At 32.7% G+C, this 18694-nt stretch carries 14 protein-coding genes, 2 tRNA genes and 1 rRNA gene; 14 read left to right on the top strand and 3 right to left on the bottom strand.

Features of this window, described 5'->3' with window-relative positions; all coding sequences use genetic code 11:
- Positions 1-229 precede the first annotated feature (229 nt).
- From rrf to BUC23_RS08560, 9 genes are all read left to right on the top strand, one after another.
- Positions 230-339, top strand: a 5S ribosomal RNA gene (rrf, locus tag BUC23_RS08520).
- Positions 340-405: 66 nt separating this feature from the next.
- Positions 406-478, top strand: a tRNA-Phe gene (locus BUC23_RS08525).
- A gap of 6 nt (positions 479-484) precedes the next feature.
- Positions 485-570 (top strand) — tRNA-Leu (locus tag BUC23_RS08530).
- A 248-nt stretch (positions 571-818) separates the two neighbouring features.
- Entirely contained in the window at positions 819-1571 is a 753-nt protein-coding gene (locus tag BUC23_RS08535; protein WP_073208476.1) for a LytR/AlgR family response regulator transcription factor, read from the top strand.
- Complete coding sequence (locus BUC23_RS08540) at positions 1555-4116, top strand: sensor histidine kinase (protein WP_244153793.1); 2562 nt, start codon at positions 1555-1557, stop codon at positions 4114-4116. Before BUC23_RS08535 ends, BUC23_RS08540 begins: the two co-directional genes overlap by 17 nt.
- 45 nt (positions 4117-4161) lie before the next feature.
- Positions 4162-4560 carry a LytS family sensor histidine kinase gene (locus BUC23_RS17710; protein ID WP_244153791.1) on the top strand — a complete coding sequence of 133 codons (399 nt, stop codon included), beginning with the start codon at positions 4162-4164 and terminating at the stop codon, positions 4558-4560.
- A gap of 443 nt (positions 4561-5003) precedes the next feature.
- The gene (locus tag BUC23_RS08550; protein WP_139259805.1) at positions 5004-5570 is read left to right on the top strand and encodes a hypothetical protein; all 567 of its coding nucleotides are present in this window, start codon (positions 5004-5006) and stop codon (positions 5568-5570) included.
- Positions 5571-5761: 191 nt separating this feature from the next.
- Entirely contained in the window at positions 5762-7381 is a 1620-nt protein-coding gene (locus BUC23_RS08555; RefSeq protein ID WP_073208482.1) for an amidase, read from the top strand.
- Positions 7382-7560: 179 nt separating this feature from the next.
- A complete protein-coding gene (locus tag BUC23_RS08560; protein ID WP_073208879.1) occupies positions 7561-8511 on the top strand; it encodes an NAD(P)H-dependent flavin oxidoreductase in 951 nt (316 codons plus the stop codon).
- Between the two features lie 65 nt (positions 8512-8576).
- Here BUC23_RS08560 and BUC23_RS08565 read toward each other — a convergent pair whose 3' ends face one another.
- From BUC23_RS08565 to BUC23_RS08575, 3 genes are all read right to left on the bottom strand, one after another.
- A complete protein-coding gene (locus BUC23_RS08565) occupies positions 8577-9233 on the bottom strand; it encodes an endonuclease III domain-containing protein (RefSeq protein ID WP_073208484.1) in 657 nt (218 codons plus the stop codon).
- A 4-nt stretch (positions 9234-9237) separates the two neighbouring features.
- Entirely contained in the window at positions 9238-9627 is a 390-nt protein-coding gene (gene msrB, locus BUC23_RS08570) for a peptide-methionine (R)-S-oxide reductase MsrB (protein WP_073208487.1), read from the bottom strand.
- A gap of 92 nt (positions 9628-9719) precedes the next feature.
- Positions 9720-10586 carry an alpha/beta hydrolase gene (locus BUC23_RS08575; RefSeq protein ID WP_073208489.1) on the bottom strand — a complete coding sequence of 289 codons (867 nt, stop codon included), beginning with the start codon at positions 10584-10586 and terminating at the stop codon, positions 9720-9722.
- Positions 10587-10763: 177 nt separating this feature from the next.
- On the opposite strand from BUC23_RS08575, the gene BUC23_RS08580 reads away from it, so the two are divergent.
- The 5 genes from BUC23_RS08580 (at position 10764) to BUC23_RS08600 (ending at position 18626) form a co-directional block, all read left to right on the top strand.
- Positions 10764-12185, top strand: a complete 1422-nt coding sequence (locus tag BUC23_RS08580) for a glycogen synthase (RefSeq protein WP_073208492.1) — start codon at positions 10764-10766, stop codon at positions 12183-12185.
- Entirely contained in the window at positions 12182-13462 is a 1281-nt protein-coding gene (locus tag BUC23_RS08585; RefSeq protein ID WP_073208494.1) for a glucose-1-phosphate adenylyltransferase, read from the top strand. Before BUC23_RS08580 ends, BUC23_RS08585 begins: the two co-directional genes overlap by 4 nt.
- Positions 13463-13531: 69 nt before the next feature.
- Entirely contained in the window at positions 13532-15439 is a 1908-nt protein-coding gene (gene glgB, locus BUC23_RS08590) for a 1,4-alpha-glucan branching protein GlgB (RefSeq protein WP_073208496.1), read from the top strand.
- A 177-nt stretch (positions 15440-15616) separates the two neighbouring features.
- Positions 15617-16024 carry a GxxExxY protein gene (locus BUC23_RS08595; RefSeq protein ID WP_073208498.1) on the top strand — a complete coding sequence of 136 codons (408 nt, stop codon included), beginning with the start codon at positions 15617-15619 and terminating at the stop codon, positions 16022-16024.
- Positions 16025-16226: 202 nt separating this feature from the next.
- Positions 16227-18626 (top strand): glycoside hydrolase family 31 protein, encoded by a 2400-nt coding sequence (locus BUC23_RS08600; RefSeq protein ID WP_073208500.1) that lies wholly within the window; start codon positions 16227-16229, stop codon positions 18624-18626.
- Positions 18627-18694: the final 68 nt, after the last annotated feature.

Genomic DNA, 18694 nt, shown 5'->3' on the forward strand with positions numbered 1-18694 from the left:
TACGTTGATAGGCTATAGATGTAAAGGCAGTAATGTCATAGTCGAGTAGTACTAATAACCCGTAAGCTTATGTACGCTTTTCTCTCCCGTCCAAAAGACGGGAGAGAAGAAACTTTCTAATAAAAAAAACTTTTCTTTATCTCAGTATGTTAAGATATTACTATAATTATGAATTGTAAATTATTCAATTGTTAATTGTAGATAATTGCCCAAAGCAATTATAACCTCTTAAGGTGGTTATTGCGGCGGGGCTCACCTCTTCCCATCCCGAACAGAGTAGTTAAGCCCGCCTGCGCAGATGGTACTGCAGTTATGTGGGAGAGTATGTCGTCGCCTTTCTTTGAAGACCCCATTCTAACGAATGGGGTTTTTTATTCATACTTTTCCTTATAAGAAAAGTATATTGGTACCTTAGCTCAGATGGTAGAGCAATGGACTGAAAATCCATGTGTCCCTGGTTCGATCCCTGGAGGTACCACAAAATGCTCGGATGGTGAAATTGGTAGACACGCTGGACTTAAAATCCAGTGAACAGCAATGTTCGTGCGGGTTCAAGTCCCGCTCTGAGTACTAGAAACTTCAGTTAGCTAACGCTGGCTGAAGTTTTTTATTTTTATAAAAATACTATTTACTTTATACTTTTTTTCTAAGTAAATCAGATATCGACTTTATTTTATTTAAGGTCTCTTGTATTCTATTTTCAATTTTTTTTTTTATTATGTCGAACAAGTTTTTTTGTTTATAAATATTTTTTAATGTTAAATATTGGTAGGTTTCCTCTTATAAATGTATTATTTTTAGCGTAAATATTCCATATAATGAAATTAAAAGTAGTAATAGTTGACGATGAATCACACGCACGTAGTTTTTTAAGGAAATTATGCAATCATTTGTATAGTGATAAAATTGAAATTGTCGATGAATGTGACTCTGTAAGAAAAGCAGTTACTTCCATTAAAAAATACAATCCTGATATTGTTTTTTTAGATATTCAAATGCCAGAGGAAAATGGTTTTGAACTTTTAAAAAATTTTGAATCTATTCCATTTGAAATTATTTTCACGACAGCTCATAAGGAATATGCTATAGATGCTATTAGAAATAGTGCTATAGATTATCTTGTTAAACCCATTGATATTGAAGACTTTAAAAAGGCTATTACTCGTGTTGAGAGAGTAAAATCAGAGAAAAATAATTTTGATCGTTATAAATTATTAGCTGAAAATATTGCCAATCAAAATACGGGTAAAGAGAGAATTGTTTTTCCCTCAAAAACGGGTTTTGAAGTAGTTCAAGCTAATACAATTGTCTTTTGTAAATCGGAGGGGGCTTATACTACAGTCCATACTTTGGATAAAAATTATTTTACTTCGAAATCGTTTAAAGAGACTTGTGAATTACTTCATTCCGCTAATTTTTTAAGAGTTCACAGAAGTTTTCTAATTAACATCAATTTTGTAGTTAGTTTCAGGTCTGATGAGTTTATTTTAGAAATGATTACTGGTGATAAAATTCCCGTTTCAGATAAATCATTTACTAAAAAAGAATTGATTGATGCGATTTCTAAATAATTTTCTACTTTTTTTTGGCCTATTATTTTCTCCATATTTACTTTTGGGACAATATTATTCTTCAAAAAATTATTCGACTACAGATGGATTGCCTAATAATGCTGTTCGTTCTTTATTTTTGGATTCGAAAAACATTTTATGGATCGGAACTGAAAATGGTGTTTCAAGAATGGAGAATGGTTCATTTTCAAATCTTGATGAAACTGATGGTTTGGGTCATAATAGTTGTTGGGATATTAATCAAGATATAAATGGTAACATGTGGTTTGCCAGCTATGGAGGAGGAGTTAGTAAATACGATGGTAAAAAGTTCACTGTTTTTAATGTTAAAAATGGATTGCCTGTGGATCGTGTTCGAAAGTTATTTCCATATAATAATAAAATGTTTGTTGGGACTGAATTGGGTATTTCTATTATCGACATTAATACCAATAAAGTAATTACACCTAAAGAAATTCTTCCTCATTTTGGTGTGTTTCTGGTTAGTGATTTTTTTATTTATAAAAATGTAGTTTATTTTTCGACTATTAATGAAGGTTTGTTTAAAGTTGATACTTCTACTTCTATTCCGAAAATTATTCCGGTTGTTGAATTCAAAATTACGGGTAATGACAAAGATCCGCATGTTTATAGTTTGGGAAATTTCGGTTCTACACTCTATTCAAGCAATAAAGGATTTGTCAATATTTTTGATTTGGAACATTTAAAAAACGGGATTATATCTACAAATACTTTTGGTCAATCTATTGTTTGGGACTACGTAAAAGACACCAGAAATGAAATTTTTGCTGCGGCTTGGGGCGTTTTCGACAGTGATGGCGGATTGTATCAAATCACTAATAATAAGATGGTTAATGTTTCGGATTACTATGGCATTGATTCCCGAAATTTACTCAATGTGGTCTATGATAAATCAAAAGATATCCTTTATGTAAGTTCGAAAGACAAAGGAATTTATGAAGTTCGGTTGAATAAAATGATAGATTATAACTTGTTTGATAAGAAATCGATTATTGATTTTGAAGTTTTTATTAATCAAAAAGTCATCTTGCATCACAATGGAATTTCTTTTTTTAATACTTCTAATACCCTTTTAAGTAGCATTCCCTTATCCGATTTTAAAAAGGCGGAAACCAATTTTATAAAGAAAACCAAAAAGCAATTGCCCACTCACAATGATGGTTTTTTTGAATTGAATTATGAGGTACCTGCAAGTGGTATTGACTTTTATCGTCTCGTGAAGCATGATAAAGTCCTTTGCGTTAGCAGTAATATTGGAATTTTTGAAATTAACTTTGATGGGAAGATTATAAACTATGTTCCCATTCATACCTATGAATTTGGTTTTACTCCAAACAATAAATTTTTTGAGACCAATCCTTATGGTGGTGCTCATGTATATGAGGATGTTTATAATCTGAAAGTAAAATCTTTTGATGAAAAGGTTATGGCTATCGTCAAAATCCTCAATCATAATGACAGAACCTATCTTCTATCCGTTTTTAACGGGTTGTTTGTTTATAAAAACAATCAGTTTCATTCTTATTTGGCTGAAGGAATTTGGAAAGAGAAAAAGTTCAAACATATTACAATAAACGACAAGGGCCAACTTATTTTGGCAGCTGAATTTGGGAATGTTTTTATTGTAGACGATTCAAAAAAATTTAAAATCCTAAAAACTATTTCTAAAAAAGAGATAGTGGGCAACACCATTCTATTTTTAGAATCGTATAAAGATTTTATTCTTATTGGAACCGAGAAAGGAATTAACCTCTACAAGGATGGTATTGTTCGATTAATTGACAAGGAGCAAGGATTAAAAGATGGCGCGGTTACCACCTCACAAATTTTTGAAAACCAATTGTGGTTAGGAACTAAAAAAGGATATTACACAATTGATTTAGAGCGATTAATAGCACCACAAACGACTGTGTCAGAGATGACAATTTCAGCAATTGCTATCAATAATGTTCCCATCAGTTCCGCTAATTACAAATGGTTTCGTTTTAATTCCAAAGAATTAATTTGTGATTATAAAGACAATTCCTTTTCTATTGATTTTATCCCAAAAGGACATGCTTTTCCTAATAAATTAAAATTTAGATATCGTCTAAAAAGTACCAATCGATGGAGTCCATATAGCGAAAAAACAAATCTGTTTTTACCTTATTTACCTTATGGTAAATATAATTTGGAAGTGGAAGTTTTTGATTCGAATGCAGGGAAAGCAACCATTTTTAAATTGTTAAAAATTTGCATTGAACCTCCTTTTTGGATGACTTGGTGGTTTATTGCACTTGTTGTATTGGTTCTATTTAATATTTTAGTCTATTTGATTTTTAAATCTAAAAAGAAATCAAGAGAAAAAGCAGTTATTCAAAAACGTATTGCAGAAACCAAACTGGAGGCATTGTTAAGCCAAATGAATCCTCATTTTACGTTTAATGCGATGAATGCTATACAAGATTATATTATCAGTAATGACATTGATAATTCGTTGAAATATATTGGAGAGTTTGCTAAATTAATTCGTAAAACATTGTAGAATTCATCTAAACAAACGATAACTATTGAAGAAGAAGTGGAGTATTTGAAGTCTTACATTATTATTGAAAATATGCGTTTTGATAACCGAATTGAAACTGAATTTCAAATAGGTGATGAAGTTGATGTTTATCATTCTAAAATACCAACCATGTTGTTGCAGCCTTTTGTTGAGAATGTTTTTGTTCACGCCTTTAACGCTGCGCATTCTTCTCCAAAACTGACAATCTCTTTTGAAATGTTGTCTAAAAATATTTTGGAATGCAAAATTATAGACAACGGAATGAGCTTAAATGCTGCTAAAAAAACAAAATTTCATCAGTCTAAAGGTATAAAGCTTACTAAAGAAAGACTTTCCCTTTTGCAAAATTCCAATGTCAATCCGATAGACATTCAATTAACGGAAAATAACGGAACGACAGTTACCATAAGACTGACGGTATAATAGTTGAAAATGAATAATTACAAAGGCTCCTGTCCAATTTTGGATAGGAGCCTTTTACGTTTACAAACTAATAATGCGCCTTCATAGCTTAAAAAGGTCCATTCATAAGACGATTTAATTTGGCTTTGGGTAATCCCATATTTTTGTTGCAAAGAAGATAAATCAAAGTCCAAATCGTATGCAAAAGTATTACTGTGAAAATTGTGGTTCCAAAAGCAACAGCATTTTGAGTCTAACAGAAAAATCATGTTTCCGGCATCCTCTTGGTAGCGGTAAAGGAAAGCATAAACTATACGAAGGGCCTGAAAAAGCTCAATACTTTTGTCAATATTGTGGAGCTATATCTTCTTCAATTTTGAGTTTAACGAGCTTTTTATGTCCGCAACATCCAAAAGGGAATTGTAAAGGCAGGCATATACCTTTCTTTCAAAAAATAACTGAAATTGAATAAGACAATTTTAATTATGGATTCTATTTTTTTGCATTTGCAAAATTTTACGGCTGTTTCTTATGTCGCTTTTGCGATTGTTTTGATGAGTTTCATCATAGAAGCTAAATCAAATTCGCCATACAAATCACTGCTAATTTCTAATAGTGGCTTTATTATTTATAACTTTAGCTTATTGGAATCGTCAGAAATAGATTTTCCAATATATTTTATTCTTCTCAGTTTTTTGATTTGTTCTTGGTTCTTCGTTTTAAAGAATATTGAAGAGGAAGAAGATGAGGATAGAGGATTTTTAAGAAATTATCACAATGATAGAATTATTGCTTTTAACGAAATTGAAAACAACAACAAAAACTCCTCCTTAGCTGATAGCTCTTTATTCAATTTTAAAGATTATTTAGTAAAAGAATCATCAAAATTTTTTGAAAGCAAATTGATGCTTTCTGTTATATTTTTTTTTGAAAATGATCCCATTCATTATGAACATCCACAACGAAAGTTTATACACGCGTTTACATACTTAATTTTGATTTCTATTTTGGTGTCTTTTTTTCTCGTTTAGTAATATAGTTTTAGGGAGTTAAAATTCATTTTTAAGATGAATATTTAAAGTATCAAAGAAATTCTGTTTTCACTCCAACTCTAATCTAAACTTTAACTTTTGTTCAATTTAATTATTTATTGTATTTGGCAAAAAAAAAAGTACTTTAGTTTCTTGTTTAATAAACAGTTGTCCAAATAAATTATTAATCTATGAAAAGAAGATCCTTTTTAACTAATGCAACCCTTGCATCTGCAAGTATTACCACACTTTTTATTACAGGCTGTACTTCAAGTACAAAAAAGGATGAAAATTCACAATCAGTTGAAAATTCTAATGTTTCATTTGAGCTTGATGAAGAAACCATCGGGAGTTTAAGAGAGAAATTAGCTTCTGGAAAATATACATCGGAACAATTAGTACAATTATACTGGAAACGAATTGAAGAAATTGATGCAACTGGACCTCAATTGAATTCGGTTATCGAAATTAATCCAGATGCAGTTGCGATTGCCGTTGAAATGGATAAAGAAATGAAATCTGGCAAGAGTAGAGGTCCGTTACACGGTATTCCAATTTTGATAAAAGACAATATCGACACGGCTGATAAAATGCAAACGACGGCAGGATCTTTGGCATTGGAAGGCAATATTGCGTCGAAAGATGCATTTGTTGTAAAAAAATTAAGAGAAGCCGGTGCTATAATCATTGGTAAAACTAATTTGAGCGAATGGGCTAATTTCCGTTCAACTCAATCTTGTTCTGGCTGGAGTAGTAGAGGCGGACAGACAAAAAATGCCTATATTTTAGATCACAATCCATGTGGATCAAGTGCGGGTTCAGGTGTAGCTGTTTCTGCAAATTTATGTGTTGTTGCAGTAGGAACAGAAACTGATGGATCTGTAGTTTGCCCTGCTTCAGTTAATGGTGTTGTCGGTATTAAACCAACAGTTGGCTTGGTCAGTAGATCTGGAATTATTCCAATTTCAAAAACGCAAGACACTGCAGGACCTATGGCTAGAACCGTAACCGATGCTGCTATTTTACTAGGGGCAATGTCTGCGATTGACCAAGACGATGCTGTAACACTTGAAAGCAAAGGAAAGGCTCAAAAGGATTATACTACGTTTTTAGATGTAAACGCTTTGAAAGGCAAGCGAATTGGAATTGAGAAAAAACCACAAGGAAATAATAAATATATTAACGCACTTTTAGAAGATGCTATTAATGTTTTAAAAAAACAAGGTGCTGTCATTATCGAAATCGACTATCTGGATAAAATTAATACTTTAGGTCAAGCCGAATTTGACGTTCTTCAATACGAATTTAAAGATGGGTTAAATAAATATTTGGCTACTGCTAATGCTAAAGTAAAAACTTTGAAAGAAGTAATTGCCTTTAATAAAAGCAATGAAGATAAAGCTATGCCATATTTCAAGCAAGAAACACTGGAAAGCTCTGAAATGAAAAAAGGATTGGACGACAAGATATATGTTGATGCGTTGGCAAAAAGTTTTGAGGGAAGTAAAAGTATTCTAAATTCGGTTTTCAAAGAAAATAAGTTAGATGCCATTTGCGGAATAACAATGGGGCCGGCATGCAGTATCGACGTGATTTATGGAGACCGCTGGGGATACTCCTTGACAACTCCAGCTGCGGCAAGTGGATATCCACACATTACTGTTCCCTGCGGAATGGTTTATGAATTACCTGTTGGACTATCCTTTTTTTCAACACCTTATACTGAAGGCAAATTGATAGGATTAGGCTTTGCCTATGAACAAGCTTCTAAAAAACGAATAAAACCAGCTCTTAAACGTTCTTTTTTATAAAAAAAATAGGCTAATTATTTTTTGAAGATAGGGAGTAATAATTATTACTCTCTATTTTTTTATAGTACTATTGACAATTTTGCATTACCAAAAAGGAAATTTCGTATTTTGTTTTAATTATAAGTACTAGGCGTGCATAGTATATTTCGCTATATTTGTTTTAACTAAAAATATAAATGATGATAAAGCCTACGCTAACTTCCCTTTTGAATATTAATCGCCCACTGATTATGGCGCCTATGTTTTTAGTTTCGAATACTAAAATGGTTATTGAAGGAATGAAATCGGGTGTGGCGGGTTGTATTCCTGCATTAAATTATCGCACATTGGAGGAATTGCGTGGTTCAGTCGTTGAACTCAGAGCTGCTAAAGTTGCCGGCGGGAGTTTTGGTTATAATTTGATTGTCAATAAATCAAATATTAAATACAAAGATCAATTAGCGGTATTGTGTGAAGAAAAAGTAGATTTTATAATTACCTCTTTAGGATCACCCGAGGAAACTATTAAGCAAGCTCATAAAGTCGGAATTAAAGTTTTTTGTGATGTTACCGACTTGGCTTTTGCTAAAAAAGTGGAGAGTTTGGGTGCCGATGCTTTAATAGCGGTCAATAATCTGGCTGGCGGTCATAGAGGGGATCTTGGTCCAGAGGAATTGATTAAAGAACTAAATTTAAATACCACATTGCCTGTTATTTCTGCGGGTGGTGTTAGCACTAAAAAAGAACTAGATAACATGTTAGGTTATGGTGCTGTGGGAGTATCTGTGGGAAGTCCTTTTATTGCATCGTTTGAATCTGGGGTTTCACAGGAATATAAACAGGCTTGTGTTGATTATGGTGCAAATGATATTGTTTTGACAGAGAAAATATCAGGAACACCTTGTACTGTTATTAATACGCCTTATGTTAAAAAAGCAGGAACTAAACAAACTTGGTTAGAACAAACTTTAAATAAAAATAAAACTTTAAAAAAGTGGGTAAAGATGATTCGATATATAATAGGATCAAATGCAGTTACTAAAGCTGCCACTGAAGTTACTTATAAAACAGTTTGGGTTGCTGGGCCAACAATTGAAAACACCACTGAAATAAGCTCGGTTTCTAAAATAGTTGATAAGTTATGTTTGTAATTTTTTAAGAATATTTTTTTTTCATAAATTATTTAAGAGCACATTTAATCAAAATATAATTTGAACTAAATGTGCTCTTTTTTGAAAACAGTCTTATAATAATTACAAATTTCATTAATCGGGCATTCTTCACATTTGGGTTTTGGACGGCAAATTTCTCTTCCCAGAAATGAAATAGCCATACCAATTTCGCCCCAAATTTCTCTTGGCAACACTTGCATGAGTTGTTTTTCAGCTTTAATTCCATCTTTAGTTTCTGCGATTAAACCAATTCTTGGAGCAACACGGATTACGTGCAAATCGGCTATAATTCCTTCAGCAGGAACTTTTGCTTCTCGCATGATGACATTAGCTGATTTCCGTCCGATGCCTTTTAGAGCAACTAAATCGTCCATCGTAAGCGGAATATTTTCGTCTTTCTTGACGATCTGAGCAATTTCGAGTAGCCATTTGGCTTTATTTGCAAAATTCCTAACGTCAGAGATATGAGGAATTAATGCATCGAAATTTGATACAGCCAAACTTTCCATATTAGGATAAGCTTCAAATAAAGCTGGAGCAATCTTATTTATATGGGCATCAGAGTCTCGAGCAGACAGAACTACCATCACCAAAAGTTGATACAAATTGTGATGGTCTAACGGATGTTTTCTTCCTTTGTATTTTGTTAGAATAGGCTCTAGTTTTTCAGCCCAATCAGTTGAATTTCCAAATAAATCCATAGCATTATACTTTAAAGTCCACTGATAAGGAATTTACACAATATCGTTGCCCTGTTTTAGTAGGTCCGTCATCAAATACATGCCCAAGGTGACTGCCACAATTTGCACAAAGTATTTCTGTGCGTTTCATGCCGTGTGTAACATCTGAAATATATTCTACTTTTCCAGGAATTGATTCGTCAAAAGAAGGCCAGCCGCAATGTGCATCAAACTTGGAGTTGCTTTCAAATAAAGGTTCTCCACAGGCTCCACAGCAATAGGTTCCCTTCTCGTAATGCAAATTATAGGTTCCTGTGTGAGGATATTCGGTTCCTTTTTGACGAAGAATTCTGTAGCGTTCTTCACCTAATTGCTCTTTCCATTCTTGTTCTGTTTTTTCTAAAGGATATTTCATGATTTGTTAATTTTATTAAAAAATTATTATTACTTATACTTTATCACTTGCGAATAAAATTATAAAATTCAATTTAAATATTTGGAAATCAGTCATTTGTTTTGAATGAATTGAACTGTTCTTTCAATAACTTTATGATTACCCAAAATTTTTCTATGTCCTAATCCGTCCGTTAAAAGTAACTCTCCATTTTGCAAGTATTTATGAATGTGTATTCCTGCTGTCACCGGAACTTCAGGATCATTATTATCATGTATTACCAAAACCGGAATAGCAGTTTCTTTTGCTGCTAAATAAGCAGAATAACTATTCATATCCTCTTTATATTTTTTTTCGAAAAAGAGACGTAAACGTATGCTTATTTTCGGATCCAATTCTAATTTTGCCACAAAATCATCCATGATATCCTGAACAATATCTCCACTGCCAATAACAACAGCATGATTTACTTTGAGTCCCTTTTTTATGGCATTCAAAACTGACATTCCGCCTAATGAATGCCCAACAGCAGCTTCAAAAGGTCCAAATTGCTTATCTATTTCTAAAATGGTTGCAATAAAATCAACCATTATAGTCGTTTTTCCAGGGGACTTTCCATGTGCGGGTGCATCAAAACTAACGGTTGCATATCCCGCTTTAAGTAATTCATCCGCGATTTTGAATAATTGAGTACCTCTTCCAGACCAGCCGTGAACTAATAATACTTTCTTATCACTTTTTCCATAATTATAAACCATTACCTCTTTATTGATTGCAGGAACAGGAATTAATTTTTGAATGCTTTTATGATCCATTTCTAATTCTCTTTTAGGAATTTTATGTTTTATAGGCATTGTGAATAATTTTGCTGCAAATAAAGTTACCAGTTTTGGTGAAATAATAGAGAAAAATTTACTGGTTAGTATAATAAATCTAGGAATTTTCAATGATTGAGTATGAATGGAAGTTTTTTTTGTCATTACAATAAATTTTCAACGGTGTTACTATTTTATTTTTTTTTTAGTAAATTTAGAAAAACATAAAAGTAGTATTTTTTCTAAAAAAATTAATGAATTCTTAGCGATTACTTAAAAGTTAATAAAGTAATTAAATGTACTATTGTTTAAGCAATAATTAGTGAACAAAAAATTTCATAAATGGAAATATTTCATATCAGTGCAGAATGTTACCCAGTGGCAAAAGTAGGAGGTTTAGCAGATGTTGTTGGGGCGTTACCAAAATATCAGAATAATGCGGGACATCGTGTAAGAGTTGTTATGCCTTGTTATGATACAAAATTCCGGAAAGAGAATGAGTTCGAATGTGTTCATTGGGGACACGTGAAATTAGGGAATTTTAATTTTCCGTTTAATATTCTAAAAGAGCAAACAGATAAGTTAGAATTTGAGCTTTATTTAGTAGAAATTCCTGAATTGTTTGATCGAAAAGAAGTATATGGTTATGAAGATGATATTGAACGCTTTTTGTCTTTCCAAATTGCTGCTTTAGATTGGATTATTGGTAGAAACGAGATTCCAGATGTTATCAATTGTCACGATCATCATACCGGATTAATTCCATTCATGATGTTGTATTGCGATAAATATCAAAAATTACAAAATACACCTAGTATGATTACCATCCATAATGGTTTATATCAGGGACAGTTTGGTTTTGACAAATTATATTATTTACCTGAATTTGATTTGGCACACGTCAAAGTTTTAGAATGGGATAATTGTATCAACTCATTGGCTGTAGCAATAAAGTGTGCCTGGGCTGTAACAACAGTTTCACCTAATTATTTGAATGAAATAAATTATTCGGCTAATGGATTAGAATCTTTATTCAATTTAGTAAGATATAAGTCAAAAGGAATTTTGAATGGAATCGACGTAGAAGTGTGGGATCCGGCAACTGATGCAATGTTAGAAAAAAACTATTCGCTTAAAAATTTCGAAAAAGGGAAACAGGAAAATAAAGAAAAATTGTGTAACCTCTTTAATTTAGATCCAAGTAAACCACTTTTTAGTTTCATTGGAAGATTATTAGAAGAAAAAGGGGGAGATTTATTACCACACGCTTCGGCGCTTGCACTGTCTGAAAATTTTCAAGAACTCAACATTTTGATTTTAGGATCTGGAAATGCGGTAATAGAAACTCAATTAAATAGTTTATTGTCTGATTACAAAGGGAACTACAATACTTTTATTGGTTATAATGAAGAATTAGCTCATCTGATTTACGCAGGTTCTGATTTTTTATTAATGCCTTCAAGAGTCGAACCCTGCGGCTTAAACCAAATGTATTCCCTGCGTTACGGAACAATTCCCATTGTGCGACGAACAGGCGGATTGAAAGATACGGTGATTGATTTTGGAGATGATGGAAACGGGATATGTCATGATCAGGCAAGTGTAGGTGATATTTGTTATTCTATTCAAAGAGCGGTAGATTTATATGATGATAAAAAAAGTTTAAATAAAATTAGAGAAATAGGGATGAAGACAGACCATTCTTGGGGTAGAGTTTGTCAAGAGTACATAGATATATATAATTTAATAATTAGTAAGAAATGAAAGCTAAAAAGAAAAATGTCATTGCAATTATTTTAGGTGGAGGACAAGGTTCCAGATTATATCCATTAACAGAAACGAGGTCTAAACCAGCTGTGCCAATAGGAGGGAAATATAGATTGGTTGATATTCCAATTTCTAATTGTATGAATTCAGATATTTATAGAATGTTTGTATTGACACAATTTAATTCAGCTTCCTTAAATGCTCATATAAAGAATACGTATAACTTTAGTATTTTTAGCCATGCTTTTGTTGATATCCTTGCAGCTGAACAAACTCCTGATAATCCAACTTGGTTTCAAGGTACTGCAGATGCCGTAAGACAATGTATGCCTCATTTTTTGAATCATGATTTTGATTATGCGTTGATACTTTCCGGAGATCAATTGTACCAAATGGATTTCAACGAAATGTTAGAGGAACATATAAAACATGAAGCTGATATCACAATTGCCACCCTGCCAGTAAATGCTAAAGATGCTCCTGAATTTGGAATTTTAAAAACGAATTCTGAAAGTTGTATCGAGTCCTTTATTGAAAAACCAGCCAAGGAACTTTTGCCAGATTGGGAATCAGATGTGAGTGACCAAATGAAAAGCGAAGGAAAACATTATTTGGCTTCCATGGGAATCTATATATTTAACAAAAAGTTGTTGGTAGATATTATGTCAAATAAAGAAACTAAAGACTTTGGTAAAGAAATTATTCCACAAGCCGTTGGTCATAAAAAGATATTAAGTTACCAATACGAAGGATATTGGACTGATATTGGTAATATCGATTCGTTTTTCGAAGCTAATATTGGATTAACAGATGACCTGCCAAAATTCAATCTCTTTGATAACGATAATAAAATATTCACCAGACCAAGGTTATTACCACCTTCAAAATTCCAGAAAACTATGGTAGACAGATCATTAATTTCTGAAGGTTGCATTTTGAATGCCAAAGAAATTAATCGTTCCGTGATTGGTATTCGATCTAGAATAGGGGAAGGCACCATTATTCAAAACAGCTATGTGATGGGGAATGATTTCTATCAGAATATATGTGACATGAATGAGGATATAACAGGAGGCAAGCAATTAGTGGGAATTGGCGAAAGATGCTTTATAAGTAATGCACTTGTTGATAAAAATTGTAGGATAGGAAATGATGTTTATATTCATGGGGGTAGTCATTTAGAAGACTTTTCGAATGAATTATATGCCATTAAAGACGGGATTGTTGTTATCAAAAAAGGTGCAGTTATACCGGATAATTATATCATAAAATAGACTAATAAACTGTTTTTTTATTAAAATTAATATTCTGTTTTTCGTTAAATAGAATTAGACAATTATTATATGAGTAAAGTTATCTCGCATTCCCTTTTTACAGATTTTGATATCGATTTATTTAAAGCTGGGAAACATTTCCGACTTTACGAAAAACTAGGTGCACATCTTATTGAGGTTGATGGAATCAAAGGTGTGTATTTTGCAGTTTGGGCGCCCACGGCTCATTCGGTTTCTGTAGTTGGGGACTTTAATTTTTGGAAACAAGGCGAACATCTGTTAGAAGTGCGTTGGGATTCTTCAGGAATTTGGGAGGGATTTATACCCAATATAGAAAAAGGTGCAACATATAAATATAAGATACAATCTAACAATGGAGGTATTATCACCGAAAAAGCCGATCCTTTTGCTTTTTATTGCGAAAAACCACCGCATACTGCCTCAGTTGTTTGGGATTTAGATTATAAATGGAAAGATAAAAACTGGATGGAAACGCGTCAAAACCACAATGGTTTAGACAAGCCTTATTCTGTTTATGAAGTCCATTTAGGTTCATGGAAACGCCATGCTGATGGTAATCGTTTTCTAACTTATCTGGAATTTGCGGAGGATTTGGTAAACTATATAAAAGAAACTGGATTTACTCATGTGGAGTTCATGCCCATAATGGAATATCCTTATGATCCGTCTTGGGGATATCAATTAGTTGGTTATTTTGCACCAACTTCCCGTTTTGGGAATCCACAGGAATTTATGCATTTGGTTGATAAATTACACGAAGCTGGAATTGGAGTAATCTTGGACTGGGTTCCTTCTCATTTTCCTGATGACGCGCATGGTTTAGGATTTTTTGATGGTTCAAACTTATTTGAACATCCGGATCGGAGAAAAGGCTATCATCCAGATTGGAAAAGTTTAGTTTTTAATTATGGAAGAAATGAAGTTCGATCTTTTTTGATAAGTAATGCCTTGTTTTGGTTGCAACATTACCATGCGGATGCTTTGCGAGTTGATGCTGTCGCTTCGATGTTGTATCTAGATTATTCCAGAAATGAAGGAGAATGGGAGCCAAATATTTATGGAGGAAGAGAAAATCTTGATACCATAAGTTTCTTGAAAGAATTCAATGAAGCTGTTTATTCAAATTTTGAAGGAGTTCAAACTATTGCCGAAGAAAGCACTTCTTTTCCTATGGTTTCGAGACCAACATCCATTGGTGGATTAGGCTTTGGAATGAAATGGATGATGGGTTGGATGCACGATACTTTAGAATATTTTCAAAAGGATACTGTTTATAGAAAATACCATCAAAATGATCTGACTTTTTCGATGACCTATACCTTTTCAGAAAATTTTATGTTGCCACTTTCGCATGACGAAGTGGTATATGGCAAAAAATCGATCGCAGGACGAATGCCTGGAGACGAATGGCAAAAATTCGCAAATCTAAGATTATTATACGGCTACATGTTTATGCATCCCGGAACTAAATTATTGTTCATGGGAAGTGAATTTGGTCAAAGTAGCGAATGGAATTTTGAAGGAAGTTTAGATTGGCATTTATTGCAATATCCGTTTCATGAAGGGGTGAAAAAATTGATTACTGACCTAAATAAATTGTATAAAACAGAGCCTGCTTTACATGAAAAACAATTTAGTCCTGAAGGATTTGAATGGATTAATTACTCCGATCATCAAAATGCTGTGATGTCATTTATTAGAAAAGGAAATAAACAAAAAGAAGATGTAATTGTTGTTTGTAATTTTACTCAAGTGGTTCGTCCAAATTACCGTATTGGTTTGCAAAGAAAAGGAAAACTAACTGAGATTTTTAATAGTGACGCCACAATTTATGGTGGAAGTGGAGTGTTAAATCCTAAAAAACTATTAATTGAAGCAATGCCTTATGATGGAAGAGATTATTCTACTGAATTGCTTTTGCCACCGTTGAGTATTACTGTATTTAAAATTGGATAATTTGTTTTAAACAAATACAAATTGATTTTTTAACAAAGAGAGTTACAGATTATGAGACAGTCAAAACAAATAGGTTTTTATATAAAAAACTAATTCAATAAATTCTGAACTAATTAAATAAAATTAGCTCGTAATCTCTAAAACTCATTGTTAAGAATCGAATACAAAACGATTCCTATGGTTACAAAAGATTTTGTAGATAATTTGAGCTATGAAATTTTTGCTTCAATAATTGAAGTTCACAAAAATCTTGGTCCTGGTTTGATTGAAAGTATTTATCATAAATGTTTGGCCCACGAATTAAAACTAAGAAATATTAATTTCACTTCTGAAGCTTCATTTGAATTTAACTACAAAGATTTAAATTTAACAACTGATTTTAGATGTGATTTGTTTGTAGAAAATTTTATTATGCTAGAACTAAAAGCAGTTCAAGAGGTAATTCCATATTTTAAAACAAAACTAATTAGCCAAATGAAAATCGCAAAGGCACCAAAAGGAATTCTTGTAAACTTTAATGTTAAAAATATAATGTCAGAAGGCAAATTTGTATTTCTAAACGAGCATTACAGTCAGTTATCTTAAATAAAATTAAGTCTAAATCTCAACCCTTTAAATCTATAAAATTCCATGTCAAAAAACAAAACGAACCCCCTCTTCATCTCTTAGTCTCATTGTTAAGCAACTACAACGTTTTCGTTAATAAACACCACATATACACGTGCTTACGAAGTATTTTTTGTAATTTCGAACACCAAAAACCTACTATAATTAATTCCGATAAAAAATGATTACAAACACAGAATTAGAATATAAAGGGGATTTATATCCTACAAAAATAGTCTCTTTTGAGCATGAAGTAGATTCAATATGTTTTCATACCGATAATAGTGTTATACTAAAAGTAACTGTTCTAAGAGATAGTTTAATCCGTTTTAGATTTACGACAAAAGGATATTTCAGTAATGATTTTTCCTATGCTATTGATAAAAGTCATTCTCATGGATATAACTTTCTTGAAGTTTCTGAAGTAGCGGATTATTATCAGATAAAAACCAGTAAAGTGCAATGCCGAATTCAAAAAGCAGATATGAGATTATCTATTTTTGATTTGAATGAAAATGTCATATTAGAAGATGAATTGGGTTTTCATTGGGAAGAGAGCTATGAATATGGCGGTAATATTGTCAAAATGAGTAAGGCTTCCAAAGATGGTGAATGCTTTTACGGACTTGGAGACAAAGCGACTCAACTGAATTTGAAAGGAAAAAGACTAGAGAATTTTGCTACGGATCAATATGCTTTTCAAAAGGATCAGGAACCATTATACAAAGTTGTTCCTTTTTACATTGGATTACAGAATAAACAATCTTACGGAATTTTCTTCGATAATACTTTTCGTACTTATTTTGATTTTTGTCACGAAAGAAGAAATGTTACCAGTTATTGGGCTGAAGGTGGAGAAATGAATTATTATTTCATTTACGGACCACAAATGCAGGATGTTGTAACGACTTATACCGATTTAACAGGTAAACCGGAATTGCCACCACTATGGGCACTGGGATATCACCAGTGTAAATGGAGTTATTATCCTGAAAGTAATGTAAAAGAAGTAACAGCCAAATTCCGAGAATTAAAAATTCCTTGTGATGCAATTTATTTGGATATCGATTATATGGAAGGTTTTCGTTGTTTCACTTGGAATAAAGAATATTTTCCTGATCCAAAAAGAATGGTGAGTGAGCTTATGGAAGATGGTTTCAAAACCGTCGTAATCATTGATCCGGGAATAAAAATTGACAAGGAATACTCCGTTTACAAAGAAGCTTTAGAAAAAGATTATTTCTGCAAAAGAGCAGATGGTCCTTATATGAAAGGAAAAGTGTGGCCAGGGGAATGTAACTTTCCGGATTATACAAACCCAGCAGTTAGAGAGTGGTGGGCAGGGTTATTTAAAGAATTAATTTCGGATATTGGTGTAAAAGGAGTGTGGAATGATATGAACGAGCCCGCCGTTATGGAGGTTCCCAACAAAACATTTCCAATGGATGTTCGTCATGATTATGATGGAAATCCTTGCAGCCATAGAAAAGCCCATAATATTTATGGAACACAAATGGCAAGAGCCACATATCATGGGGTAAAGAGATTTGCTTACCCAAAAAGGCCTTTTATCATAACAAGATCTGCTTATTCCGGCGCGCAACGATATACGTCCTCTTGGACAGGAGATAATGTAGCCACATGGGAACACTTATGGATAGCTAATATCCAAGTACAACGAATGTCTATTTCTGGAATGGGGTTCACAGGTTCTGATATTGGTGGATTTGCGGAACAACCTTCAGGTGAATTATATGCACGTTGGATTCAGTTAGGTGTTTTTCATCCTTTTTGCAGAACACACTCTTCTGGAGATCATGGTAACCAGGAACCTTGGGCATTTGACGAGGAAGTTATTGATATTACAAGGAAGTTTGTCAACTTACGTTACCAATTATTACCATACCTCTATACGATGTTTTGGCAATATATTGAAGAAGGAATTCCTATGTTGAAACCTTTGGTGTATTATGATCAAGAGGATATACAAACACATTATAGAAATGACGAGTTTGTTTTTGGAAACCAAATTTTAGTTTGCCCTATTTTAGAGCCAAACGCTTTAGGAAGAAGAATGTATATTCCTCGTGGACAGTGGTATAATTATTGGACAAACGAAGAAGTAAAAGGAGGGAAAGAAGTTTGGGTAGATACTAAATTCGACCAAATACCACTTTTTGTAAAAGCGGGTTCGGTTATTCCTAAATATCCTGTACAGCAGTACGTTGGGGAGCTGGAATTTGACGAGTTGACATTGGAAATTTACTATAAAGAAGGCAAAGAAAAATCCGTTGTATATGAGGATGCTCAAGATGGATATGATTATAAAAAAGGGAGATATAGTTTTTTATCATTTCAAACGACTGGAAAAGAGAAAGAATTAATCATTCAATTGCATAAAGAAGGAAAGTATGATACTCCATATTCTAAGTATAAAATAAATTTAATTGGGTTGCCTTTCAAAATAAATGCCATCGAGGTTGATAATGTCAAAATTTCATTTGATCATCAATCATTTGAAGATGATAATTATTTAATAGTAGATAAAGAATTTACGGAGTTACATATTATTGGAGAATAAACAAAAAAGTTGAAACTTTTGAATTTAATTATATAAGTGAAAAGATGATTACCATTCGTAAATTTGTA

The sequence above is a fragment of the Flavobacterium xinjiangense genome, assembly GCF_900142885.1.
GTDB classification, from domain to species: domain Bacteria; phylum Bacteroidota; class Bacteroidia; order Flavobacteriales; family Flavobacteriaceae; genus Flavobacterium; species Flavobacterium xinjiangense.